This is a genomic window from Pseudomonas sp. NFR09 (assembly GCF_900111535.1).
Taxonomy (GTDB): Bacteria; Pseudomonadota; Gammaproteobacteria; order Pseudomonadales; family Pseudomonadaceae; genus Aquipseudomonas; species Aquipseudomonas extremorientalis.
Genome location: NZ_FOIH01000003.1, coordinates 80,684 through 106,049 on the forward strand (window position 1 = coordinate 80,684; position 25,366 = coordinate 106,049).

Sequence of the window (25,366 nt, forward strand, 5' to 3'; positions counted from 1 at the left end):
TGCGACCAACCAAAGGAGCTCTTTACCTCACTTGGCGCTGGCGACCACCGTGTCCGGCTGCCAGCCACCCCCCAGGGCCTTGTAGATCGCGACGATGCCGCGATACAGGTCCACTTCGGCCTGGGCCTGGGAATCCTCGGCGGCCAGGCGCTCACGTTGCGCGTCCAGCAGCACCAGGAAGTCCACGGTGCCTTCGCGGTAGCGGATCGCGGCCAGGTCGGCGGCGGCGCGGCTGGATTCGCTTTGGCGGATCAGCGAAACCAGGCGTTGCTGACGCTTGCCGTAGTCGCTGAAGGCGTTCTCGGACTCTTCCAGGGCCAGCAGCACTTGCTGCTCGTAGGTCGCCAGGGCGCCATCCGCTTCGGCATCGGCGCCGCGCAAACGGGCGCGCACGCTGCCCAGGTCGAAGGCGGCCCAGGTGATGCTCGGGCCGAGGGCCCAGGCATTCGCGGCGGACGAGCCGATCTGGGAACCGCGCCCGGCGGTAAAGCCGAGGAAGCCGCTGAGGCTGACCCGTGGGAAGAGGTCGGCCTTGGCCACGCCGATACGCGCAGTGGCGGCGGCCAGTTTGCGTTCGGCGCTGAGGATGTCCGGGCGACGTTGCAGCAGTTGCCCCGGATCGCCAATCGGCAAGGCCTTGGCAATCGCCGGCAGGTCTTTCGGGCTCAGGTCGACTGTCAATTTGTCGGGACGCTGGCCGAGAAGGGTAGCGATGCGGTTACGCTCGCGCACTTGCTCGGCCTGCAGTTGCGGCACGCTGGCTTCGACTGCGGCGAGGCGTGCGTCGGCACGCTCCACGTCGAGCTGGTCGCCCACACCGGCATCGCGCAGGCTGACCGTGATGGCGCGCGATTCCTGCTGGTTCTTCAGGTTGTCCAAAGCAATGCGTTCACGCAGTTGCGCACCACGCAGCTGACCGTAGGCATCCACCAGTTCGGCAATCATGGTGACTTGCAACTGGTACAAGTCAGCCTCGGCGGCTTGCTGGTCGGCGTCGGTGGCTTCCAGGTTGCGCTGGATGCGACCGAACAGGTCCAGTTCCCAGGCCATGTCCAGACCGAGGTCGTAACGCTCACTGTTGACACGCTTGGTGGTCTGGCCCGGGATTTGACCCTTGGCCAGGTCACTGCTGGCGCGGCTGGTGATGGTCGGCATCGCGTCATTGCTGGCGTCATCGCGGATCGCTCGGGCCGCCCGCAGACGGGCAAAAGCGACGCGCAAATCACGGTTGCCTTGCAGCGATTGGGTCACCAACTGGTTGAGGGTCGGGTCTTCGAACTGCTGCCACCAAATGCCTTCGAACTTGGCGTGGTCATACTTTTTGGCGTCGGCAGCGGCCGTGATATTGGCCGCCTCCGGAGTCTGGGCTTTGTAGTCCGGGCCCACGGCACAGGCGCTCAGCGCCAGGACCAGCAAGCTCGGCAGGAATACTTTCACACTCATTGCTGTGTCTCCAGCTTCAAGGCCTTGGCCGCTTTGCGCGCTTCGCTGCGCTCCACAGAGCGACGGATCAGTACGTAGAACACTGGCGTCAGCAACAGACCGAAGAAGGTCACACCGATCATCCCGGAGAACACCGCCACGCCCATGGCATGACGCATCTCGGCACCGGCACCGCTGGACAACACCAGGGGTACCACACCCATGATGAAAGCGAACGAGGTCATCAGGATCGGCCGCAGACGCAGACGGCAGGCTTCCAGTACCGCAGCGAGCGGGTCGAGGCCTTCTGCCTGTTTATCCTTGGCGAACTCGACGATCAGAATCGCGTTCTTGCACGCCAGGCCCACCAGTACGATCAAGCCGATCTGGGTAAAGATGTTGTTGTCACCGCCCGAGATGATCACCCCGGTAATCGCCGACAACAGGGTCATCGGTACGATCAGGATCACCGCCAATGGCAGGCTCCAGCTTTCGTATTGGGCGGCCAGTACCAGGAACGCCAGCAGTACGCAGAGCGGGAACACGAACAGCGCGGTGTTGCCCGAGAGGATTTGCTGATAGGTCAGGTCGGTCCACTCGTAGGTCATGCCGTTGGGCAGTTCGTCTTTCAGCAGTTTCTCGATGGCCGCCTGTGCCTGGCCCGAACTGTAGCCCGGTGCAGCGTTGCCATTGATTTCGGCGGTGATAAAGCCGTTGTAGTGCATCACGCGGTCCGGGCCCGAGGTGTCGCTGACCTTGATGAAGGTCGCCAACGGGATCATTTCGCCTTTGTTGTTGCGCACTTTCAGTTGGCCGATCTGGTCTTCATCGAGGCGGAACTGTTGCTCAGCCTGCACGTTGACCTGGTAGGTCCGGCCGAAGCGGTTGAAGTCGTTGGCATACAACGAACCCAGGTAGATCTGCAGGGTGTCGAAGATGTCGCTGATCGCCACGCCGTGGGTCTTGGCCTTTTCACGGTCGATGGCGGCATCGACCTGGGGCACGTTGACCGTGTAGCTAGTGAACAGGCCGAACAGTTCCGGTGTGGTACGGCTCTTGGTGATGATGTTCTGCACTTCTTTGTACAGCTCGTCGTAACCCAGGTTGCCCCGGTCTTCGATCTGCAGGCGGAAGCCGCCGATCGTACCCAGGCCCTGTACCGGCGGCGGTGGGAAGATCGCCATGTAGGCTTCCTGGATGCTGCTGTACTTGCCGTTCAAGGCACCGGCAATCGCGCCGGCGGACATGCTCGGGTCTTTACGCTCGTCGAACGGCTTCAAGGTCACGAACACGATGCCGCTGTTCGGGCTGTTGGTGAAACCGTTGATCGACAGGCCCGGGAAGGCCACGGCGGCTTCCACGCCCGGTTGTTTCAGGGCGATGTCGGACATGCGCTTGATCACGTCCTCGGTACGGTCCAGGCTCGCGGCGTCCGGCAGTTGGGCGAAGGCCACCAGGTATTGCTTGTCCTGGGCCGGTACGAAACCGGTTGGCGTGTGGGCAAAGCCCAGCCAGGTCAGGACCATCAGGCCGGCATACAGGAACAGCGCGATACCACTGCCACGGATCACCCGGCGTACGGTACCGACGTAGCCATGGCTGGCCTTGTCGAAGAAGCGGTTGAACGGTTTGAACAACCAGCCACCCAGCAACTTGTCGAGGAACTTGGAGAACCCATCCTTCGGCGCGTTATGGCTCTTGAGCAACACCGCCGCCAGGGCAGGGGACAAGGTCAGCGAGTTGAACGCCGAGATCACCGTCGAGATCGCAATGGTCAAGGCGAACTGCTTGTAGAACTGCCCGGTCAAGCCGCTGATGAATGCCGCGGGCACGAACACCGCACACAGCACCAACGCAGTGGCGATGATCGGGCCGGTCACTTCGCTCATGGCTTTTTCAGTGGCCGGGAAGGGGTCCAGGCCCAGCTCGATGTTCCGCTCGACGTTCTCCACCACCACGATGGCGTCGTCCACCACGATACCGATGGCCAGTACCAGGCCGAACAGCGACAGCGCGTTGAGCGAGAAACCGAACAGGTGCATTACCGCAAACGTACCGATCAACGATACCGGCACCGCCACCAGCGGAATGATCGAGGCGCGCCAGGTCTGCAGGAACAGGATCACCACCAGCACAACCAGGATCAGCGCTTCGAACAGGGTATGCACCACCGCTTCGATGGAGCCACGCACAAAGATGGTCGGGTCATAGACGATGCTGTAGTCCATGCCTTGCGGGAAGCTCTTTTTCAGCTCTTCCATCTTGCCGCGCACTTCGTTGGAGATCTCGATGGCGTTGGAGCCAGGGCGCTGGAAGATCGGGATGGCCACGGCCGGCTGGTTGTTGAGCAACGAGCGCAGGGCGTATTGACTGGAACCCAGCTCCACCCGAGCGATGTCTTTCAACCGCGTGATTTCACCGTTGGCGCCGGAGCGAATGATGATGTTCTCGAACTCTTCCTCGGTCACCAGGCGACCCTGGGTGTTCACCGACAACTGGAACGCGGTGGCGGTCGGCGCGGGTTGCGCACCCAGGGCACCGGCGGCCACTTGACGGTTCTGCTCGCGGATCGCGGTCACTACATCAGTCGCAGTCAGGTTGCGCGAAGCGGTCTTGTTCGGGTCCAGCCATACACGCAGGGAGTAGTCGCCCATGCCGAACAGCTGCACGTCACCCACACCGCCGAGGCGCGCCAACTCATCCTTCACGTTGAGCAAGGCGTAGTTGGACAGGTAGAGCATGTCGTAGCGCTGATCCGGAGAGGTCAAGTGCACCACCATGGTCAGGTCGGGGGAGGCCTTGTCCACGGTGATACCGATGCGCGTCACTTCCTCAGGCAGTTTCGGCTGAGTCCGGGTCACACGGTTTTGCACTTGCACCTGCGCGTTGTCCAGGTCGGTGCCCAGGGCGAAGGTGATGGTCAGGGTCAGCTTGCCGTCGGCGGTCGACTGCGAGGACATGTACAGCATGTTCTCGACGCCGGTGATCGCCTGCTCGAGAGGTGCTGCCACGGTCTCACCGATGACCTTGGGGTTGGCGCCCGGGAAGTTGGCGCGCACCACCACGGTCGGCGGCACCACTTCCGGGTATTCGCTGATCGGCAATTGGAACAGCGAGATCGCACCGGCGATCAGGATCAACAGTGAGAGCACTGCTGCGAAGATCGGCCGCGAAATGAAGAACTTGGAAAAATTCATCTTGAGTCGTTTCCCTTAACCGCGTGGAGCTGCAACGGCTGCGAGCTTGGGCGCGGTTTTTTCCGGCGCCACTTGCTCCAGGTTGCTGGCTTCAAGTGCTTGTCGTTGTTGGGCCAAGGCGGCGAGGGTTTCCTTGCTGGCCATCGGAATGGTTTCCGGGGCGACCGGCGACCCTGGGCGCACACGCTGCAGACCCTTGACGATAATGGTGTCGTCCTTGTTCAGGCCGCTGCGCACGATGCGCAAACCTTCGATCTTCGGCCCCAGTTCCACTGCGCGGTAGGCCGGCTTGTCGCCTTCCATCACCAGCACGAACTTCTTGCCCAGGTCGGTGCCCACGGCTTCATCGTTGATCAGCACGGCAGAGTAGGTGCCGCTGCCGACCAGCTTCAGGCGGGCGTAGAGGCCAGGGGTGTATTCGCCCTTGCTGTTGTCGAACACGGCGCGACCACGGATGGTGCCGGTGGCCGGGTTGACCTGGTTGTCGACGAAGTTCATCTGGCCCAGGTGCGGGTTGCCGGTCTCGTTGGACAGGCCCAGGTACACCGGAGTGGTGGCGCCACGACGGCCTTGGCGAGCCAGCTCGGTGTATTTGAGGAACACCCGCTCATCGGCGTCGAAGTAGGCGTAGACCTTGTCGGTGGAAACCACGCTGGTCAGCGCGGTGACGTCGGCGGTCACCAGGTTGCCGGCGGTGATTTCGGCACGGCTGACGCGGCCACTGATCGGCGAAGTCACGCGGGTGAAGCTCAGGTTCAGCTTGGCCAGGTCCAACTGCGCCTGGATCCCGGCGACGGCGGCGCGGGCTTCCTGGGCGGCGGTGGTGCGCGAGTCGGCCAGTTCGGCGGAGATCGCATTGCTCTGGCGCAGGCGTTCGCCACGTTGCGCTTCGTTATCGCTGCGAGTCGCGGCAGCTTTGGTTTGGGCAAGCTGGGCTTCAAGGCGACGCACTTCGGCCTGGAACGGACGCGGGTCGATCTGGAACAGCAGGTCGCCTTTCTTCACCAGCGCGCCTTCGGTGAAGGCCACCTGGTCGATCTGGCCGGACACGCGCGGACGGATCTGCACGGTTTCCGGGGCTTCCAGGCGACCGGTGAATTCATCCCACTCGTTGACCGGTTGTTCCAGCACCTTGGCCACGCTGACTTTGGCAGCTGGCATGGCGGCCGCTTGTTCCGGGGTTTTGCCGCACGCGCTCATCACCACTACCGCCAAAATGGCCAAGGGGAAGCGCAAATGTTTGAGTGACTGTTCCATGAGGTGCATCCGCCAATGTATTTGAGATGGGCGGATCATGCGCGGCGCTGTGCTATGTCACGAATCGAATGAAGCAAAGGTAACTATCATTCGGAATGATATAAGCGCGAGATTAGCCCTCTAGCATGGGGGTTTCGTTAGGGGGCTATCAATAGGCGTGATGACAAAGGTCTTTTGCCTGGGCTGTAAAGACAGGCGCGGAATATCCCTGGAGAGCCCGACGGTCGGGGGCGCGATGCTCGGGGATCGCGCCGTTGCCGACAACTGTTTCGCGTGGCACTGCGATACAGGTCTCACGCGGCGCTCGCAATGACCTGCCGGCCAGGGATGGCCGCAATCAATTCCCGCGTGTACTCGCTGGCCGGTCGATGGAAGATCTGCTCCACCGAACCCTGCTCGATCACCTGGCCATTGCGCAACACCAGCACCTCATGGGCAAAGTTGGCCACCACCGACAGGTCGTGGGACACCAGTACATACGCGATACCCATCTCCCGTTGCAGCTCTTCCAGCAGCTCAAGGATGCGCGCCTGCACCGACACATCCAGCGCGCTCACTGGCTCGTCGAGCAACAACAGGTCAGGTTTCAATGCCAGGGCCCTGGCGATGGCGACGCGTTGGCACTGGCCGCCGGACAGCTCTCGCGGCAGCCGATCCAGGTAGCTGACCGGTAAATGCACGCGGTTGATCAACTCCCGGGCCGCCTGTTCCAGCGCGGCGCCCTTGAGCCGCCCGAAGGACGCCAGGGGTTCGACGATGCTGTCGAACACGGTGAAGCGTGGGTCCAGGGCGGCGAACGGGTTCTGTTGCACCAGTTGCAGGCGTTGGCGCAGTGGGCGGAAGTCGCGCCAGTTCAGGTGGGTGACGTCCTGTTGCTCGAACCAGACCTGGCCCTGCGTCGGTTTTTCCAGGCCGAGTGCGATGCGCAGCGCGGTGCTCTTGCCCGAGCCGGACTCACCGACGATGGCCAGGGTCTGGCCGGGATACACCTGCAGGTTGAGGTCCTCAAGAGCCACGAACGTTGATTCTTCGCCCTTGACCTGGGGCAGCGCAAATGTCTTGCCGATGTTTTTCAGGCTCAGGATCGGGGCCTGGGTCGAGTCGATGTGCGGCAAGGGCTCGCGCCGTTTGGCAAACGCCGGAGCGGCGGCAATCAGTGCCCGGGTGTAATCGTGTTGTGGCGCGCCAAGGATCCGACCTGGCGTGCCCTGTTCGACCACTTCACCGTGTTGCATCACCAGGATCCGGTCGGCGCGGTCGGCGGCCACACCGAGGTCATGGGTGATGATCAACAGCGAAATCCCCCGTTCACTCACCAGGCGTTGCAAGTGGTCGAGGATCTTGCGCTGCACCGTCACGTCGAGGGCACTGGTGGGTTCGTCGGCGATGATCAAGCGCGGGTTGCCCGCCAGGGCAATGGCAATCAGCACGCGTTGGCGCATGCCGCCGGAGAGTTCATGAGGGTACTGGCGCGCACGCAGTACGGGCTTGTCGATGCCCACCTGTTGCAGCAGTTCGACAATGTCCGCATCGACGCCAGGGTAGCGTTTGCCCCTGGCCAGGATCAGCGCCTCGGCGATCTGCTGGCCCACGCGCAGGGTCGGGTTGAGGCTGACCATCGGGTCCTGGGGCACCAGGCCGATGGTGCGGCCGCGCAATGCGCGCTTTTGGCGTTCACTGGCGTGGGTCAGGTCGTGGCCATCTACCCACAGCTGGCCGGCGGTGATCTGCGCACTGTCCGGCAATAGACCGAGGATAGCGTTGGCCAGGGTCGATTTACCGGAGCCGGACTCGCCGACAATCGCCACGGTTTCGCCCTGGGCGATGTTCAGTGACAGGCGATTGACCGCCGTGTGGCCGTGCCGATAGCTGACGCTGAGTTGACGAACATCTACTAGAGCGCTCATCGCTGGATCTCCTCGAAGGTGCGGGCAATATGGTTGAGGCTGAACACCAAGGCCACCAGGAACAGGCCGGGCAGCAGGGAAACCCAGGGAGCGGTGATCAGGAAGTGTCGACCGTTGGCGATCAGGGTGCCCCATTCCGCCGCCGGTGGCGCGGCGCCGAAACCGAGAAAGCTCAGGCCTGCGGTGGCCAGGATCGCGGCGCCGAAGTCCAGGGTCGCCAGCACGGCCACCGGCCCCCATGCGTTAGGCAGGATGTGCCGCAGCAAGGTGCGCCCCCAACTGGCACCGCCCAGGCGCGCGGCCTCGACGTAGGGCAGGGTCTTGACCCGCAGCACCTCGGCGCGGGTGGTGCGGGCAAACCCCGGAATAATGCCGATGCCCACGGCAATCGCCACCGGCACCGTGCCGAAGCCGATGGCCGTGACAATCGCCAGGGCCAGCAGCAGGCCGGGCAGGGCCAGCAGTACATCGACAAAGCGCATGATCACCGCGTCGATGCGCCCCCCGGCAAAACCCGACAGGATGCCCAGGCCCAGCCCGCCCAAGAGGGCGATGCCCACCGCAAGGAACGCCGCCAGGACCGATAGGCCGGCGCCATGCACCACCCGCGTATAGAGGTCGCGTCCCAGCTCATCGGTGCCAAACCAGTGGATCAGGTTGGGCGCGCGCAGCTTGTCGACAGGCGAGGTGGCGTAAGGATCGAAGCTGCTCAACACGTGCGGCGCCACAGCCGCCACCCATGCAAACACCACCACCAGCAGCGCCAGGCTGAACCCCGGTCGGCGCAACAGGGGCAACACCGTCGCCGCCACGCGTTGCAGGCGGCTGCGGCGGCGCCACGGCGCAGGGCTGGCCGGGAGGGGATTGCGGGCCAGGTTCTGCTCAAGGACAGTCATGGTCTAGGACACCTTTGGGATGTGGGAGATGCGCGGGTCGAACCACGGGTACAACAGGTCGACCAGCAGGTTTACAAGGACAAAAGCCGCCGCCGACACCGAAACGATCGCGAGCACTACCGGAATGTCCTGGCGCAGCACCGCTTCCTGGGCCAGGCGGCCAATGCCGGAGCGCGCGAAGATGGTCTCCACCAACACCGCGCCCGACACCGTATTACCCACCTGCAAGCCGATCAGGGTGAGGATCGGCAGCGCCGCATTCTTGAACCCATGCCGCGCCTGCACCTGGCCACGGCTCAGGCCCTTGGCGTAGGCGGTGGTGATATAGGACTCTTTCCAGACCCCCTGGAAACTGCGTTGCAGCACCTGGGCGTATACCGCCGCACTCGGAATCGCCAGGGTAATCGCCGGCAGCACCAGGCTTTCCAGGCCCCGGCTGCCGGTGGCGGGGAACCAGCCGAGGCCGAAGGCAAACACCTGGATCAGCAACAGCCCCATCCAGAACACCGGCACCGAAAAGCCCAGGGACGGCAGGCGTGCCAGCGCTTTCTTCAGCGGTTGCCAACGGATGTAGGCGGTCAGGTAGGCCAGGCCGATTCCGCCGAGCAACGACAGCACGATGGCCAGGCCCGCCAGGGACAGGGTCTGCGGCAGGCGTTCGGCAAGCAACTCGGCCACCGGGCGATTCAGTGAAAGCGACTGCCCGAAATCCCCCCGCAACGCCCCCGACAGCAGATCGACATACTGCTCGAACAGGCCTTTATCCAGGCCGTAGTAGGCCCGCGCCTTGGCCAGGTCCTCGACCGACAGCGCGTCGGCCTCCATGCCCGACGCGCTCAGCATGATCGACAAGGTGTCGCCCGGCAGCAGATACAGAATGAAATAGGTGATGCTGTAGGCCCCCCACAGCACCAGCAGCGCCTGGCCGATGCGGCCGATCAGGTAGCGGCTCATGGCGTGCCGATCTCGATATCACCCAGCAGCGCGAAGCCCTCGGCGGTCCAGCGGAAGTTTTTTACCTTGGGCGAGGTCGCCGCCTGCCACACGCGCTCATACACCGGGAACGCGGAGCTTTCATCGATGAGTAAATCCTGCAGGCTGCCGTAGGCGGCAGCGCGTTGCGGGGCTTGGGTGGCCGTGATGCCGGCGTCGAACAAGCCCTTGGCCTGTTCCAGCACCGCCGGTTCATAGGTGTTGGTGGCCAGCGTGGAACTGTTGGCGCTGCGTGGATCGAGGATGGTCTGCAGGATGATCGGGTCGGCACGGGTCATGTAGTTGATGGTCAGGTCATAGTTGCCCGCCGAGTTGTTGGCGACCCACTCGGCGCGGGTGACCACGCTGAGTTTCAACTCGATGCCGACCTTGCGCAGTTGGTCCTGGATGAGCACGTCGCCCGCGGTCTCGGCCGGGGTGATGTTGTAGCTCAGGCTCAGGCGCTTGCCGTTCTTTTGCCGGTAACCATCCGCACCCTTGGTCCAGCCGGCTTGCTCCAGCAGTTGCTCGGCGCCTGCCGGGTCATAGGCCAGCTTGGCGCCCTGGCTTTTGAAGTACGGCGTGGTCACATCGAAGATGCCGTCCACCACCGGGAACTCAGCGTTGTAGACGGTGCCGGCGTAGCTCTTGCGGTCGAGGGCCTTTTGCAGCGCCAGGCGCACGTGCCGGTCGGCCAGGATCCGCTCGCCACGGGTATTGGGGTACAGGTTCAGCGCCGGCCCCGGCAGCGAACGGCTCTGAATGGTCGCGCCCTTGGACTGGAACAGCTTCAGGTCGACCTCCGAGAACGGGTTGCGCGGCCACAGGATGTCGGCCTTGCCTTGCAGGAACAGGCCGTTGCGCACGCTTTCTTCGGGGATGTAGCTGATGTCCACCGCGTCCAGGTGCGCTTCACCCGGGTTCTTCATATTGGCCGAGGCCCAGGCGTAGCCCTTGCGCTTGGTCAGGTGCGCACCGACTTCCGGCGTGTAGCTGGCCAGTACGAACGGCCCGGTGCCGATGATCTTGCCCAGGGAGCGTTCCTTCACGCTCAGCGCGTAGGAAGCCGGCGCGAGGATCGCCAGGTTGGTGGTGGAAGTAGCTTGCAGGAAACCCGCATTCGGCTTGGACAGCACCAGCTTGACGGTGAAGTCGTCCACCACCTTGGCGTGGTCGAAGCCTGCCAGGTAGGTGGCGCCGAAGGTGGCCGGCAATTCGGTGGCCAGTGCCTTGTCGCTGTCGAAGGCGGTTTTCACCGCCTTGGCGTCGAAGCGCTCGCCGTTGCTGAAGGTTACGTCCTCCCGCAGGTGGAAGGTATAGGTCAGGGCGTCGTCACTCACTTCCCAGCGCTTGGCCAGCCACGGAATGATCTGGCCGGTCTGCGGGTCCTGGTCGGTCAGGGACTCGGCCACGTTGCGCAGCAGCACGCGGTGCTCCAGCCAATACACCTGGAACGGATCGACGCTGACCAGGGTGGTGTTATCGCCGAAAAACGCGATGTTCAGGGTCTTGCCCGCCTGGGTGTCATGCCCGGGCGAGCAGGCGGCAAGGCTCAGCGCCAGGGCGCAGGGGGCCAGCAGACGGCTCATCAAGTTGGCGGTATTCAATGGTGTGCCCTCATGTGGCGTGTGGATCAGAAGTCGTAGGCGAGCTTGGTGTACCAGTAGCCGCCGCCGGGGTAGAACGGCGGGTTGCCGTAGGCGGCGAGGCCGAGGTTGCTGTACACCGCGTGTTTGTCGGGGCGCACGTCGAAGATATTGGTGCCGCCGATGCTCACGGTGAGGCTGTCGACGAAGGTGTAGCTGACGTCCAGGTCGGTGATCCATTTGGCGCCGAAGCTGCGGTCGCCCGCCGGGTTGACGGCCAGGGTCTTGACCGCGCCGTAGCGCGCGGTTTGCAGGTTGACGGCCAGGTCCCGCACCTTCCAGTTGGCACCCAGGATCCACTTGGTCTTGGGAGAGGCGTCGGTCAGGTCGCCTTCGCGGTCGCGGCCGACCAGGGTCACGCCTGAGCCAGCCAGTGCCGTCGGCGTATCGCGAGTGCCTTCAATCGTGGTCTTGTTCCAGTTGAAGCCCAGGCTCCAGCGCACATCGCCCCAGGCCTCCAGCGGCGTGGTGTGGTCGGCCACCACGTCCAGGCCCCTGGTGCGGGTGTCGAAGGCGTTGGTGTAGTAGTTGACCCAGGTACCGGTGGGTACGCCCTGGGCGGCGAGAATGGCGTTGATCGCGCCGTTGCCACGGTCGTAGATATTGCTGGTCAGGGCGATGCGGTCATCGATGTCGATCAGGTAGGCGTCGGCGGTGACGCTGGTGCGTGGCGCCGGCTGCCAGGTCAGGCCCAGCCCCAGGTTGCGCGATTTCTCCGGCTTGAGGTCATCGCCGCCCAGCGCCTTGGCCAGGTTGCTGCCGGACGGCGTCAGGCGCGTCACGGCCGGCACCACGTTGCCGTTCACATCGGTCGCCACGCGGTTGTCGGCCACGGTGTAGCCGATCTGGGTCAGGGAGGGGGCGCGGAAACCGGTGCCCACTGTGCCGCGCACGGCCACGCTGTCGGTGAGTTCGTAGCGTGAGTTCACTTTCAGGCCGAAGGTGTTGCCCGAGTCATCGTCGTAGTGCTCGACCCGCCCGGCGACGTCGAGGAACCAGCGGTCCGTGAGATCGAAACCCAGGTCCAGGTAACCGGCGTAGTTGTTGCGGATCAGGCTGACTTCATCTTCCGGGCGAATCGTCACCGCCGCCTGTGCGCCCGATGCGGCGGGGTAGGTGCCGGTAATATAGGCCTCGCGCTCGCCGGCAAACGTGCTGAAATGTTCCCAGCGGTGTTCCAGGCCGGCGGAGACCTGCACCGGCGGCGTCAGGTTGAACAGGCTGTCGTAGCGGCGGGTGAAGTCCAGGTTGTTGACCCACTGCTCGAAGCGGAAGGTCGCCAGGTTGTCGAATTTGGTCGGCGACGCGGTGCCCAGCGACGGGTTGATATTCAGGTCGCTGGAGTGGTGCACGTTGTTGCGCCCGTAGGTGGTGCTCAGGTCCCAGTTCCAGTCGGCCACCAGGCCCTTGCCGCCGAACAGCAACTGGTAGTCGCGGTCCTTGATGTTGTTGAGCGGGAAGTAACCGTCGGGAAACACCTCGGGCACTGCGGCGGTGCCAGTCGGCAGGCGAAAGTAGTTGGCGGCCTCGGCATCGCGTTCGCCGTAGGTGGAGAACGAATACAGTGTCAGGTCTTCCAGCGGCAGTTCGGCGTTGTAGGCCAGGTTGAAGGCCTTGAGGTCCGGGTCGCCGTTCTTGATCGCCACCCGGTCCCAGGCCGCTTCCTTGGCTGGGTCAGCGAACGCTCGCACGCTGCTGTCGGCCTTGTCGTTCCACGATGCGCTGCCACGTTTGCGCGCATCGGCGGAGAAGTGAAAGAAGCCGCCCTGGCCCAGTTCGAAGCCCTGGTCGCCCGCGACCTTGATGGTCTCGCCCTGGCCGGAATACAACTGACCGTAGCTGGTCTCCAGGTGGCCGCCGCTCTTCCCGGACTTGAGGATGATATTGATCACGCCAGCGACTGCATCGGAACCGTACTGCGCGGCAGCGCTGTCCTTGAGCACCTCGATATGGTCCACCGCGCTGACCGGGATCAGGTCGATGTCCACCGCATTCGCACCGCTGTTATCGATGGAACCGCGCTGGCCGGTGGCGCCGTTATGCCGGCGTTTACCGTTGACCAGCACCAGGGTGTAGGCCGGCCCCAGGCTGCGGTTGCTCAGCGGGCGGGTCACCGAGTTATAGCCGGCGATGTTGGTGCCGAAGTTGAACGACGGCAGCAGTTTGGCGATGGCTTCGGACAACTCGGCGCGGCCGGTCTTGAGCAACTGGTCGCTGTTGATCACATCGATCGGCGCCGGGCTGTCGGCCACCGTGCGTTGCTGGCCACGCAGACCGGTGGAAATCACAGTGACGGTGTCGAGCTTGGCGTCTTCGGCAAAAGAGGGTGCTGCAGTCAGGAGCAGGGAGCCGGTCAGGAGTGAAAGAGGTAATTTCTTGAGGGGCGTGGGGAAGGCGATGTCGGGCATGGAGGTAACCTGGAGGGTGTGGATGCGTCCTCCGCCAGGTATGGGGTCGGTCTGTGAAATGAAGATATATCTATAAAAAACCTTGTGGAAAGTCTTTTTTGGAATAAGCTAATTATCAGTTAATATTATTTATATCTGAAATAAAATTACCTATTTTTATTATGTGAAAAACAGGCGCGCTGCTTATCGCCAATGTCGACTACATTCCAGGGGAGGTTCCCTTACGGAGAAGACGATCATGTTCAAACCCCGCACGCTGGCGGTTGCTGTTACGTGCCTCGCTTTGGCCCTGGGCCCGGTGGCGGCGGTGGCCGACCCTGGCAACGGCAAGGGCCAGGGATCCGCAAAGGGCAACGCACAGGGCGGCCAGGGTCATGGCAACCAGGGCCATAAGGGCAAAGGCGCAGACGCCGATGATAGGGGGCACGGCCCCAGTATCGACCGTGGCGGCATCCTGGGGGTGCTTGGTGGCTATCGTGACTACTGGAGCCCAGGCCCATCACTGCCGCCTGGCATACAGAAGAAGTTAGCGCGAGGCAAACCGCTGCCTCCAGGCATTGCCAAGAAGCTCGATGGGCGCCTGCTGGGCAGGCTGCCGCATTATGACGGCTACGAATGGCAGCAGGCGGGCACCGATCTGATCCTCGTGGCTATTGCTTCCGGCCTTATTTATGAGGTGCTCGAAGGGGCTTTCGATTAGGGCGCTGGAGCCTGACGGTGGGGGCGCCGTAACGCGGTCGAACAGATTGAATTTACCGGGAAGGGTGCGTGCACAAGTTCACTGGCACAGTCGGATGATGACTCAGGCTCGACGCTTTCCAGCCATCAAGCCTGCACCGCTGGGCCTTTCAACTCGATCTGATTATCATCAGGATCATTGAGATACATCGATAACCCGGTTCCCTCCGCGCCATACCGCATCACGGCCGCTTCAGCGAATACCCCGGCCGCCGCCAGGTGCTGGAGAATGGCGTGTTCATCGAACGGCTCGACCCGCAGGCAAACGTGATCGACATTGTGTCTTTGCTTGCCCGCCGGCTCCCCACCCTGACGCCCGATCGGCCCGTTCACATCAACCAGGTCAATCATGGATGTGCCAGCGCTCAGGTGAATCATGCCGAGGTCGTCACGGCGTTTTTTGACATCACACCCCAGCACGGATGTGTAGAAAGCCAGGCTGCGCTCAATGTCCTTGACCCGCAAAACAACATGATCGATACGTTGAAGGGTAAAACTGCGCATTTCCATCACTCCTGATTCTTGCCGTTGTCGAATGGGACAGTGTTCAGGGTAGCCGCAGTTTGTCTTATGTTTCTGCCTCGCATTGCCAAATGCACCTGCCGGGTCAGGCACACTGAGCGGCAACGAGTCTGTGATGCGCATCGCCTCGGACCTCGGATACGCCAACGCCAGCGGGGGCTATCCGAATTCCTTGCCCGATTCAAAGTTACAGGCCTGGCAATCAGAGATCATAAACTCCGTAAAGAATATGCCTGAGGGATCGGCCAAAGCAGCCGCGGAGAGTGCACTCAGGGCTGGCAGGGTCGAAGGCTGGATAATCAATGGCCGCAATAGGCTAGAGGCAGATAACGTGAAAGAGTGGTCGTCGCTGTGCAGATCGAAGGCGGGTGCGACCTACCGTCAGATAAAAGAGGCGCTTGGCGCTCTTGGTTCTGACAGGTTAATGGAGTACGCCTCTTATCGTGTCATGTCTGACGGTGCATTTGTTCATAAGGGCTTGGAAAGCGCATCGGCTGTTTATTATTTTCGGTCGCATGACATTGCTGATGATGAGATGCCTTACGCGATACTGTGGAAGCTTTTCAGTGTTTGATTTAATGAACGTCAGGGTCCTGCGGTCAGGTTGAAGTGGTCGTACGCGACTCCCGAAAGTTGACATTTGCAGTCCCCGGTTGGTGTTTCAACGAAGGTGTATGCAGAGCAGTATGTCGGGCCTGAGATTGCTACGGCAGTGCCATCGCTGCACTCTCACTGTTCTTTTTTGTACGGGGTAACGCATGGACTGGAGTGATGTGCGGGTCTTTCTCGCGATTGCCCGCAGCGGGTCGCTGGGCGCTGCCGCCAAGCAGTTGGGTGTCAGCCATCCGACCGTGGGGCGACGCTTGCAGGTGCTTGAGCAGTCCAGTGGCCAACCCATTTTCCTGCGTACCACCCAGGGTCTGGTTCTGACCGACAGCGGAGAAAAGCTGCTCAATCTGGCGCAGGAAATGGAGCAAAGTGCCTTGGCAATCGAAAGGCGCCTTGCGGGGGACAGCGCACAGCCAGAAGGTGTGTTGCGCATTTCTTGCGCCGACTGGTTCGCCTGTTATGTGCTGGCCCCGGTCCTGAATGAACTGGGACGACGTTATCCGCTGATCGTGCCCGAGGTCATCGCAGGACATCGATTGTTTGACCTGGCTCGTCGCGATGCCGACATTGCCTTTCGGATCGTTCCTTTCACCGAACCCGATATTGTCCACCGCAAACTGACTACCTTGAGCTACGGGTTATACGCGGCCGTCGGATCCGCTGACCCCGAGCCGCAGGGCGACGGGGTGGGTTTGATCACCATGAGTGTTGCCCAGTCTCACTATCCCGATGTGCAATGGCTGCAGCAGCGTTACCCTCTGGCCCGTAAGGTGTTCACCAGTAGCAGTCGCACAGCCCAGGCGCACATGTGCGCGCAAGGGCAGGGTGTCGCCGTATTGCCCCGCGTCCTGGGCGACCAGTTGACAGCGCTGCGGCTGATTGATCCGCATGAACCGCCACCGGGTCGCGACATCTGGATGGGTTACCACCAGGACATGCGGCAGATGGACAGTCTTCGTGCCCTTGCCGACCTTGCCTCGAGCATGATCGGCTCGCAGCAGGGCCGATGATTCACTTTACTGGGCGCAGGGCTGCCGTTTGCAATTGGGCAACTGGTTGGCGCGCCAGGCTTAGGCTGAGTCCCGCGCCCAAGGCCAGGCATGCCGCGATGCAGAGTACGGAAACGGTGAAGGCGTGAGTGATGGCGGCCGCGTCCGTATCCGTGCCCAGAAGGGTGTAGAAAATGCCGCCTATTATCGCCACGCTCAGTGATGTGCTGATTTGCAGGGTAGAACTGGCAATGCCCGCAATCATGCCGGAATACGCGGGCGCCACGCGTCCTGTGATCATTCGCATCAATGTCGGCAGGGCCAGTCCTTGTCCGAAACCGATCAGAAACAGAATGACGGCGAGGGGCAGCGCAGGGGGCGTGACGGCCATCGGTGTGTGCGCCACGAGCCAGGCCAGGAGCATGAACCCCAGCACCTCAAGCCCCATTCCGACGGGGTTCACGTAAGCCCCCAGGAAACGCCTGAATTGAGGGGTGGAAAGCGGGCCCAGCAAAAATCCCGCGCCAAAAGGAAGGAAGATCAGGCCTGCATTGAGTGGGCTTGTATGCAGCGCTCCCTGTAAATACATGGAAAACAGCAGGAAAAACACGCCGATCGCGTAGAAGGTCAGGGCGACGAGCAGTGCCCGGCCCAACCCAGGCGTGCGCAATGCGACAGGATCAAGCAACGGTGCGCCTTGCGCCTGGTGCAAACGGGCTTCGTAGCGCCAGAACAGCCAGCCCAGCAGCGGTACGGCCGCAAGCGACAGCCAGGCCCACAAGGGCCAGCCGGCTTCACGCCCTTCGATCAATGGAACGATCAGCGCCCCAAGGGTCGCCATGGACAGGACGGTTCCACCCAGATCCAGCTTGCTTGTCTGTTGCGCGCGGGTTTCCCTGACCACGGGAATGGCGATCAGAATGACCAGCAACGCAATCGGTAGATTAACCAGAAATATCGCCCGCCACCCCAAGCCCATCAAGTCGAGCGCTATCAATATCCCGCCAAGTGCCTGGCCGGCTACTGACGCCAGCCCAAAGACCGCGCCATAGAGACTCAGCGCCAAGGGCTTTTCGGACTCGGGAAATATAGCCTGCGCCGAAGCGAGTGCCTGGGGCGCCATGACGGCTGCCGTCACGCCTTGCAGCGAACGTCCGGCGATCAACACCCAAGGTGACTCGGCGACGCCGCAGATCAGTGAGGCAACTGCGAAACCAACCAGGCCAAGGAAAAACATTCTCATGCGACCGTAGATATCACCCAGCCGTCCGCCGGTAATCAGTGTCACGGCATAAAGCGCCGCGTACGAGGAAATGATCAACTGTTCGGCGGAGGAGGCCGTGCCGAGCGATTGCTGGATCGAGGGCAGCGCCACGTTCACGATGAAAAAATCCAGCGGCGGTAAAAACGCACCGACCAATAAGATGGCGAACATCAACCAGCGCCGCGGTTCCGGTGGGGCGATTTTTGTCTGTGGCATAAGGTCTCCTGCCTGGAACCCTTCGGTTCCAGAATATTCACGATGGCGGGTCATGCTCCCAATCAATGGGGCCCAATCTAAACGATCAAACTTGGGCTGACGCCTCACAAAATTGAACGCCCAGCGTTCATTTATGGCAGTGCCGTCGAGTGCCTGATTCCTCTCAAAATGGCCGCACTGTGGTTCCAGTCGGTCCACACAAACGAGACTGAGGAGTCAGATATGTCAGGTAAATTCGCTGGTCAGGTGGCAGTGGTCACCGGCGCATCCACCGGGATCGGGTTTGCGATTGCGCAGGGTTTGATTGCAGAGGGCGCCAGGCGTGTTTACATCACTGGGCGTTCAGCAGCCACCCTGGAGGCTGCGGTGGCCAGGCTTGGCGATAGAGCGATCGCGGTTATTTCCGATGTCGCGCGCCAGGCTGATCTCGATCAGCTCAAGGCGACGATTGAGGGGCGCAACGATCAGTTGGACGCAGTGTTTGCCAACGCGGGTATTTGCGAAAAGAACCCGCTGGGCGAGACCACCGAGGCGGCGTACTTCAACCTCTTCGACATTAACGTGAAGGGCGTGTTTTTTACTGTGCAGACGTTGATGCCTTTGTTGAAAAACGGCGCTTCGATTGTGCTGACGGCGTCTATCTGCTCCAGCAATGGCATGGAAGGACTGAGCCTCTACAACGCATCCAAGGCTGCCGTGCGGTCCTTCGCCAGGACCTGGGCCAACGAACTCAAAGGCCGCAAGATTCGAACGAATGTCCTGAGCCCTGGCTTCACCCGTACCCCCTTGATGGACAACGGCTTGAAGATGAGCGAAAGCGACATTGCCGCGCTGCGCCACCATGTCGAGCAGATCACTCCGCTGGGGTACATGGCCCAACCTGAAGAAATCGCCTCGTCAGCGCTGTTCCTCGCATCCGCCGATGCGAAATATGTCAACGGGGTGGAACTGATGGTCGACGGCGGGCTGTCGCAGATCTGACCTCCCGATCGAACCTGGTGCAACCCTTGCAGAGGGTTGCTTTTGTCGCTTTTGCGAAGCCCCCCGCAGGACACCTCAACATGAACAGTGAAGAATTGAACACCCGACTGGACGCCCTGGAGGTCGCGCCGCCATCGAGTCGCTGATCAGCGCCTACGCCAATGCCTTCGATCGCATCGACGTGTCGCTCCTGAGCGGAATCTGGCACGAAGAGTCGACACTGAAAAAGGCCCGGTCCAAGTCAGCGGGTTGTATCACGACAGGTTTGAACGTCGGAACGGAAAATGGGCGTTCCTGTCACGTCGTTTTGAACTGCATTTCCTGACACCGTTGAACGGCTGGGTACCCGTAGCGGGTGAGGAGAGGTTTGCACCAAGCGAAGATCAGAACATGAGTAAACTCAGAGAAGGTTGATTTGCGGAATGTTCAGGATGTGACAATCAACTTAACGAGCCAAAATTTGCCGCTGATTCGGTTTTGAACTCAGGGGATCCAGACAAGCTGCGGCGCACTGGGTTAGTCGGTCATGCAATGTTATTAAAGGTTTTTTTTGAAGCTTGATGGGGACTTCGATTACAAACTGTCGGGGTCCCCGAAAAACATCTGTATCCGCGACCGCAACCACCGCTCCCCCGGATCATTATCCTGCGACCCACGCCACGCCATATGCAGTTCAAACGAACGCACCGGCAACGGCGGATCCTCCGCCCGCAACCCACCCGCAGACGTCAATGCCTCAGCCGCATAATCCGGCACGGTCGCCAGGATGTCAGTACCCGCCAACAACGTCCCCAGCCCGTTGAATTGGGGTACCGCCAAGACCACGTGACGTTTGCGGTCGAGCTTCTCCAACTCTTCATCGATAAAGCCGCTCAGGTCCCCGGCAAAGGACACCAGTGCGTGGGGCCGTGCGCAGAAGTCATCCAGGCTCAGGGAGCCCGGCACGCTGTCGGCACGCAGCAGTTTCGGCAGGCTGCGGCGCAGCACTTTGCGCTTGGCGTTGGCTGGCAGGTCGGCGGTGTAGCTGACGCCGATGGAGATTTCGCCGGAGGCCAGCAAGCCAGGCATCAGGATGTAATTGACGCGACGCACCACCAGCACTATGCCGGGCGCCTCGGCGCGCAGGCGTTTGAGCAGTTGGGGCAGCAGGGCGAATTCGACGTCGTCGGACAGGCCGATGCGGAACACCGCCGTGCTGGTGGCCGGGTCGAACTCGGCAGCACGGCTGACGGCGGTGGAGATCGAGTCCAGGGCCGGGGAGAGCAGGGCGAAGATTTCCACCGCCCGGGCCGACGGCTCCATGCTGCGACCGGTGCGCACGAACAGCGGGTCATCAAACAGCCCGCGCAAGCGCGACAACGCCGCGCTGATGGCCGGCTGGCCGAGGAACAGTTTCTCGGCGGCGCGGGTCACGCTGCGCTCGTGCATCAAGGTTTCGAATACGATCAAGAGGTTAAGGTCGACACGACGCAGGTCGTTACGGTTCATCTTGTGTCCTGGAAGAGTCAGCAAACTTGACGAGAGCAGCCATATAAGAAGAATGACCGGCATGAATCTTACGGGTAAAGGCTGTTACTCTGCACAGGAAAATTGAGTTTTCTTACAAGCTCTGGGGTCTATTCCTCAGTTGCGGAATCAATGACAGGCATGTCGACTATTAATGGCGACCGGTGGTCTTACCCGCAAAGCCCAGATAGAGTTCATGGCATTAGAGGTTACTTTGACGAGGTTTGCGATGTCCCGCACGATCCGTTTTCACAAGTTTGGTCCGGCCGAGGTGCTCAAATGCGAAGAGCATGCAGCTGCGCAGCCTGCACCGGGCGAAGTGCAGGTGCGTGTCGAAGCGATTGGCATCAGCTGGTATGACATTCTGTGGCGCCAGAACCTGGCGTCTTCCCATGCACGCTTGCCGTCCGGCCTTGGCCATGAGATGGCAGGGGTTGTGGTCGCCGTCGGCGATGGCGTGGATGATTTGGCCGTGGGTGACAAAGTCGCCAGTTTTCCGGCTGAAAGCCCCAATGATTACCCGGTGTATGGCGAGCAGATCGTCCTGCCCCGTTCGGCCCTGACCCGCTATCCGGATGTCTTGAGCCCGATTGAAGCCAGCGTGCACTACACGCCGCTGCTGATTGCCTATTTTGCCTATGTGGATCTGGCTCGGGTCAAGCCTGGGCAGTTTGCCCTGGTCACCGATGCCAGTCACTGTGCCGGCCCTTCCTTTGTGCAACTGGGCAAGGCCCTGGGTGTACGGGTGATTGCCGCGACCAAGGACAGTGCGGAGCGCGAGTACCTGCTGTCCCTCGGTGCGGAGAAGGTCATCGTCACCGAAGAGCAGGACCTGCTCATGCAAATCAACAAGTTCACCGACAACCGCGGTGTCGACGTGGTGTTCGATGGCTTGGGCGGCCCGCAAATGTCGTTGCTCGGCGATGTGCTGGCACCGCGCGGCAGCCTGGTGCTGTATGGCTTGCAGGGCGGTAACCAGACGCCATTCCCCGCGTGTGCGGCGTTCCAGAAGAACATTCAGTTCTTTGTGCACTGCATTGGTAACTTCACCGGCAAACCCGAACTGGGCATCATCCAGGATCAGGTCGCTTTGCAGCGCGCCCTGCGGGATATCAACCAACTGACCGCCGATCGCGTGCTGGTGCCGCTGAAAACCACGGTGTTTCCCTTCAGCCAATTTGTGGAAGCGCACCGCTACATGGACGAATGCCCGTGCCGCGAACGCGTTGCGTTGCAGGTTGAAGCTGTTTAGGGCGTAGGAATATTCGTAAACAAGCTTTCCTGCCATCCGCCGCGTGAGGCAAATGCGCCATTTGACAGGACGGAACCTGCATCGCCCGCCAGGCGCCCAGCTGGCGCTTTAGCCCCTGAATCCGGCCTTCCTCTCTGACGCCGCCCTGAAATCCAGCGCGGCGTCTTTGTGTGCGTGTGATTAATACAGGCGCCGGTGCTTTATCTGCACTGGTTTTCGGCCAGGTTCTGTATCTATTAATCATTATTCCAGCACTGATAATTGCGCCTTAACTTTCATCTCAAGGACTGAGCAATGATTGAATATCCGACACTGCAATCGCGAGTGCTCGAAGCAGAGGCTGCTGCGCTTGTGTGGAATCAGGGAAGTAGATATATCCAGGACGAACCTCAATCCAATAAGTTGGAAAGTTTGCAGTTTTATTTGTCAGACACGTCTTTGATTGACTGGCTAAAGACGTGTAGGAAGTTGTCGGAATTTTCCTAGGTTTCCAGCTCGGCCTCGTTTGGGCCTAGATAAATAGAGGGGTGGAGGATTTCAAGGCTGGGCTGATACCCGGGAATCTCCGTGTCATTTTGTTGCTCGGTGCTACTGTTTATTTAGCGCTTCACAATGTGATGTGGAACTTTCTATGCGTGTAATAGATCGGGCAAACACGCTCAGTAGTTGCCCGAAACTGACATTTCAATTCAGGTAGTAGAACGATGAGCACTATTCACGAACAGGCTATGAATTATGTTTACCAGCAAGTTCTGCAGCGTTTGATCGGGCACTTTAATCGTGCGGAGCGAACAGCGCTTCAGTTGTTGGTCCAGCGAATTGTCGTGGCCGCGGGTGGCATGGAGCAGGTGGGGGAATACAAGGTGTTGATGGCCCATGGCGGAGGCGAAGTCAGCAGCTGTACCTTGGCATTGCTGCGTGCTGCACAGCTGACCATCGCCGGGCGAGCGCCACGAACCTTCAAGCTGCGGGTGGCAACGTTGCGCCATTCGGGCATGACCGAAAGCAGGCTCGACAGCCTCAATCAGGGTTACGGGCGCTTGTTCCTGCACGATGATCCGAGGGTTGAACTGCTGATGGTGGAGAACCAGGAAGTACTGCCCTTCAACCATCAACGGCCGGTCTCTGCCATGGGGCGAGAAACCAGCCAGCGCAACATGCTGATGATCGGGCACCTGAGTTCGGGAGATTGCCGTGCCACTTTGTGCAGCGACACGTATCTGGCACTCGGGGATTTCTACCAGCGCGTGACCACCTGGAATGGCGGGGTGCATGCCCTGGTCAGTGGTGATTCCCCGCGCAAGCAAGGGCAGTTTCTGGCCTGGCTGAAGAAAACAGCCCAGAGCGTCGGCGTTCCGATCGCCAGTACCTGGCCGTTGTCGCTTACCGGGTTGTTTGCGCGCATGGACGAGTGGAGCACCAGCTACTACCGCGAGGTGTACGGTGAACATTATGTCGCCAGTGCCAACCCCAGCAAGGCGGGTCACCGTCACCTGGCTTACATCAGCATTGCCGACCTGCTGGAGGACGTGGATACGCAAATGTCGCCGATATTGACTGAATTCATGGCGTTTGCTCCCGACCCGCTTGGATTTCATTTCAGCCATCCTGGCTACTCCAATCCTCTGATGATGGCTCATCTGCGTGGCTTGCAGGCCCGCTGCCTGCGAGACCTTGACTACGAAGAGGGGGTGCAAGGCTTTATCCGCCAGGCCTCGCAATTCCTGCGTCGCCAGCACCTGCCCGAAGAGTGGCTGGCGCAGGTTGGCATCGGTGAAGACGCTGCCCTGCCGAGTACCGCCGCGCAGCAGTTCTTTGGGCTGGATGAAACACAGTTGGTGTGCCTGCTGTTCTCGCCGTTTATCCACCATGGGGAGCGGCTGGAAGGTTATTTGCATCAATGCCACCCTGGCATGCTGGTGGCCTTGCCTGAGCTGCACAAGGTTCTGCAGGGCAAGCAATCGGCTGACATGTTGCAACAGTGGGTCAGCGACACCAGTGGCCTGCCGATGCCCTTGTTGCAGCACCTCTATCGCAAGCGTCCGGTGCCGGGCGCGAGTGGGAAATCGCGCAATGCAAGCGTCATGGACCATGGCAACACGCCTGCTTGCCAATTGTCCGGGCGATGACACTGCGCGGCGAGCGACAAGCCGACTTCGCGTATCAGGCGGTCTACCGCTACATGATCAACCTGATCAACGAAGTCAGCACCGATACCCGTGTAAAGCTGCCATCGCTGCGGCAATTGGCGAGGCGCCTGAACGTATCGATCTCGACGATCCAATACGCCTACTCGCTGCTTGAGAAGGAGGGCAGAGTCTACTCGGTGGCCAAGTCGGGTTATTACGCCTGGCCGCTTTCATCAAGCACCATGGCTGGGGGCGGCGGCGATTTGCTTGACCGGCTCTACGCGGCGGCACGTAACCCCTGCATGGCGGTGTTCAGCGGCGATGAACCGGCGCTGCTGGCTTCGCTGGATGGGGCGCTGTTGCGCCTCGAACGGGAGCTGGTGCGCCAGTACCCGCGTCATCTGCAACCCTGGTCACAGCCGTGTGGCGTGTGGGAACTGCGTGCGGCACTGGCGGCGCGGTACACCTCGTCGCCCACGCGTTGCTGGCACGCCGACGACATCTACATCGGGGCCGACCTGCGCGGGGTGCTGGATATCCTGATTGAGGTGCTGGGCCTCAGGGGTACCACGGTGATCGTTGAATCCCCCTGCGACTGGCTGATTTTGCGCCTGTTCCAGGATTGCGCGGTGCGCATCATCGAGTTGCCCTGGACCCCGGAAGGGCGCCTGGACCTGACGACCCTTGACCAACTGTTGCGCGATGAGCCGGTGCACCTGGTATTGCTGTCGTCAAAGGTCAGCCTGCCATCAGGCAATGCCCTGCCTGCCCATGACCGTCTCAGCCTGGCACAGATGCTGGACCGGTACGGTTGCTGGCTGCTGGAAAACGACACCTTTGGCGAGCTGGGTTTCAAGGAACCCCAGGCGGCCCTGCGCGAGTGGGTGAACCCGGAGCGCCTGATGGTGTTTTCCTCGTTCGAGAAAATACTGGGGGCGGAAGCGCCCTACGGTTATCTGTTATCTCGGCGCATGAGCAGTGAGTTGCAGCGCCAGTTTCTGCTGCGCTCATTCCGCTTATCGTCGATCCGCCAGCGCGCCATTGCCCGCCTTTATCAGAGCGGGCGAATAGACCCGCACTTGCGGGCATTACGCCAACTACTGCAGGCACAAGCGGCTGAAATGAGCGGGCGCCTTGACCAGCATCTGGGGCAGCAGGTGAGTTATCGGATGCCGACTGCCGGGGCGGCGTTCTGGCTGGGCTCCACCCAGGCCGTCGACATGCGTCAGGTCTTCAAGCGCCTGCTTGCCCAGCAGGTCGTGATTGCACCCGGTGAGCTGTTCAGTGTCACTGGGCTGCATCATCAGCACTTGCGCGTGAGCCATACCTTTCATGGGCAGCCCAACCTGGAGATCGCCTTGGCTGCCATAAGCGAGGCCCTGCGTCAGGCTCAAATGGGATGATTGCGTGAAGTTTCTCTTACTGCTGTGGGATCGATACCGTCGCGCAGTAGTC

At 61.3% G+C, this 25,366-nt stretch carries 18 protein-coding genes; 7 read left to right on the forward strand and 11 right to left on the reverse strand.

The genetic code is table 11. From position 1 onward, the window contains the following. Window positions 1-27: 27 nt before the first annotated feature. The 8 genes from BMX59_RS07845 to BMX59_RS07880 form a co-directional block, all read right to left on the reverse strand. Window positions 28-1,443: an efflux transporter outer membrane subunit gene (locus tag BMX59_RS07845; RefSeq protein ID WP_092250136.1), complete on the reverse strand. Its 1,416-nt coding sequence runs from the start codon at window positions 1,441-1,443 to the stop codon at window positions 28-30. Further along, a complete protein-coding gene (locus BMX59_RS07850) occupies window positions 1,440-4,619 on the reverse strand; it encodes an efflux RND transporter permease subunit (protein WP_071488416.1) in 3,180 nt (1,059 codons plus the stop codon). The genes BMX59_RS07845 and BMX59_RS07850 overlap by 4 nt, the downstream gene beginning before the upstream one ends. 15 nt (window positions 4,620-4,634) lie before the next feature. Further along, the gene (mexE, locus tag BMX59_RS07855; RefSeq protein WP_071488457.1) at window positions 4,635-5,876 is read right to left on the reverse strand and encodes a multidrug efflux RND transporter periplasmic adaptor subunit MexE; all 1,242 of its coding nucleotides are present in this window, start codon (window positions 5,874-5,876) and stop codon (window positions 4,635-4,637) included. 293 nt (window positions 5,877-6,169) lie between these two features. Next, window positions 6,170-7,783: a dipeptide ABC transporter ATP-binding protein gene (locus BMX59_RS07860; RefSeq protein WP_093120949.1), complete on the reverse strand. Its 1,614-nt coding sequence runs from the start codon at window positions 7,781-7,783 to the stop codon at window positions 6,170-6,172. Then, entirely contained in the window at window positions 7,780-8,679 is a 900-nt protein-coding gene (locus BMX59_RS07865; protein ID WP_093120950.1) for an ABC transporter permease, read from the reverse strand. The genes BMX59_RS07860 and BMX59_RS07865 overlap by 4 nt, the downstream gene beginning before the upstream one ends. A 3-nt stretch (window positions 8,680-8,682) precedes the next feature. Beyond that, window positions 8,683-9,633, reverse strand: a complete 951-nt coding sequence (locus BMX59_RS07870) for an ABC transporter permease (protein WP_093120951.1) — start codon at window positions 9,631-9,633, stop codon at window positions 8,683-8,685. Continuing rightward, the gene (locus tag BMX59_RS07875; protein ID WP_175486672.1) at window positions 9,630-11,240 is read right to left on the reverse strand and encodes an ABC transporter substrate-binding protein; all 1,611 of its coding nucleotides are present in this window, start codon (window positions 11,238-11,240) and stop codon (window positions 9,630-9,632) included. The genes BMX59_RS07870 and BMX59_RS07875 overlap by 4 nt, the downstream gene beginning before the upstream one ends. Window positions 11,241-11,284: 44 nt before the next feature. Continuing rightward, complete coding sequence (locus tag BMX59_RS07880) at window positions 11,285-13,705, reverse strand: TonB-dependent receptor plug domain-containing protein (protein WP_093120953.1); 2,421 nt, start codon at window positions 13,703-13,705, stop codon at window positions 11,285-11,287. 238 nt (window positions 13,706-13,943) lie between these two features. Here BMX59_RS07880 and BMX59_RS07885 point away from each other — a divergent pair, with 238 nt between their 5' ends. Then, the gene (locus BMX59_RS07885) at window positions 13,944-14,405 is read left to right on the forward strand and encodes an anti-virulence regulator CigR family protein (protein ID WP_093120954.1); all 462 of its coding nucleotides are present in this window, start codon (window positions 13,944-13,946) and stop codon (window positions 14,403-14,405) included. 125 nt (window positions 14,406-14,530) lie between these two features. Here the strand turns inward: BMX59_RS07885 and BMX59_RS07890 are convergent, their stop codons facing one another. Then, a complete protein-coding gene (locus BMX59_RS07890; RefSeq protein ID WP_093120955.1) occupies window positions 14,531-14,947 on the reverse strand; it encodes a VOC family protein in 417 nt (138 codons plus the stop codon). A gap of 133 nt (window positions 14,948-15,080) precedes the next feature. Here BMX59_RS07890 and BMX59_RS30420 point away from each other — a divergent pair, with 133 nt between their 5' ends. Then, window positions 15,081-15,539, forward strand: coding sequence for a hypothetical protein (locus BMX59_RS30420; RefSeq protein ID WP_175486663.1), 459 nt, complete (start codon window positions 15,081-15,083; stop codon window positions 15,537-15,539). Between the two features lie 184 nt (window positions 15,540-15,723). Beyond that, window positions 15,724-16,584 (forward strand): LysR family transcriptional regulator, encoded by an 861-nt coding sequence (locus BMX59_RS07900; RefSeq protein WP_093120956.1) that lies wholly within the window; start codon window positions 15,724-15,726, stop codon window positions 16,582-16,584. 1 nt (window position 16,585) lies between these two features. Here the strand turns inward: BMX59_RS07900 and BMX59_RS07905 are convergent, their stop codons facing one another. Next, complete coding sequence (locus BMX59_RS07905; protein ID WP_093120957.1) at window positions 16,586-18,043, reverse strand: MFS transporter; 1,458 nt, start codon at window positions 18,041-18,043, stop codon at window positions 16,586-16,588. Between the two features lie 168 nt (window positions 18,044-18,211). On the opposite strand from BMX59_RS07905, the gene BMX59_RS07910 reads away from it, so the two are divergent. Beyond that, window positions 18,212-19,024 carry an SDR family oxidoreductase gene (locus tag BMX59_RS07910; protein WP_256572939.1) on the forward strand — a complete coding sequence of 271 codons (813 nt, stop codon included), beginning with the start codon at window positions 18,212-18,214 and terminating at the stop codon, window positions 19,022-19,024. 573 nt (window positions 19,025-19,597) lie between these two features. Here the strand turns inward: BMX59_RS07910 and BMX59_RS07920 are convergent. Further along, entirely contained in the window at window positions 19,598-20,512 is a 915-nt protein-coding gene (locus BMX59_RS07920) for a LysR family transcriptional regulator (protein WP_028616088.1), read from the reverse strand. A gap of 247 nt (window positions 20,513-20,759) precedes the next feature. Here BMX59_RS07920 and BMX59_RS07925 point away from each other — a divergent pair, with 247 nt between their 5' ends. From BMX59_RS07925 to BMX59_RS07940, 3 genes are all read left to right on the forward strand, one after another. Beyond that, window positions 20,760-21,782, forward strand: coding sequence for a zinc-dependent alcohol dehydrogenase family protein (locus BMX59_RS07925; RefSeq protein ID WP_071495692.1), 1,023 nt, complete (start codon window positions 20,760-20,762; stop codon window positions 21,780-21,782). Window positions 21,783-22,486: 704 nt separating this feature from the next. After that, window positions 22,487-23,911 carry a hypothetical protein gene (locus BMX59_RS07935; protein WP_093120960.1) on the forward strand — a complete coding sequence of 475 codons (1,425 nt, stop codon included), beginning with the start codon at window positions 22,487-22,489 and terminating at the stop codon, window positions 23,909-23,911. After that, window positions 23,908-25,314, forward strand: a complete 1,407-nt coding sequence (locus tag BMX59_RS07940; protein WP_093120961.1) for an aminotransferase-like domain-containing protein — start codon at window positions 23,908-23,910, stop codon at window positions 25,312-25,314. The genes BMX59_RS07935 and BMX59_RS07940 overlap by 4 nt, the downstream gene beginning before the upstream one ends. Window positions 25,315-25,366: the final 52 nt, after the last annotated feature.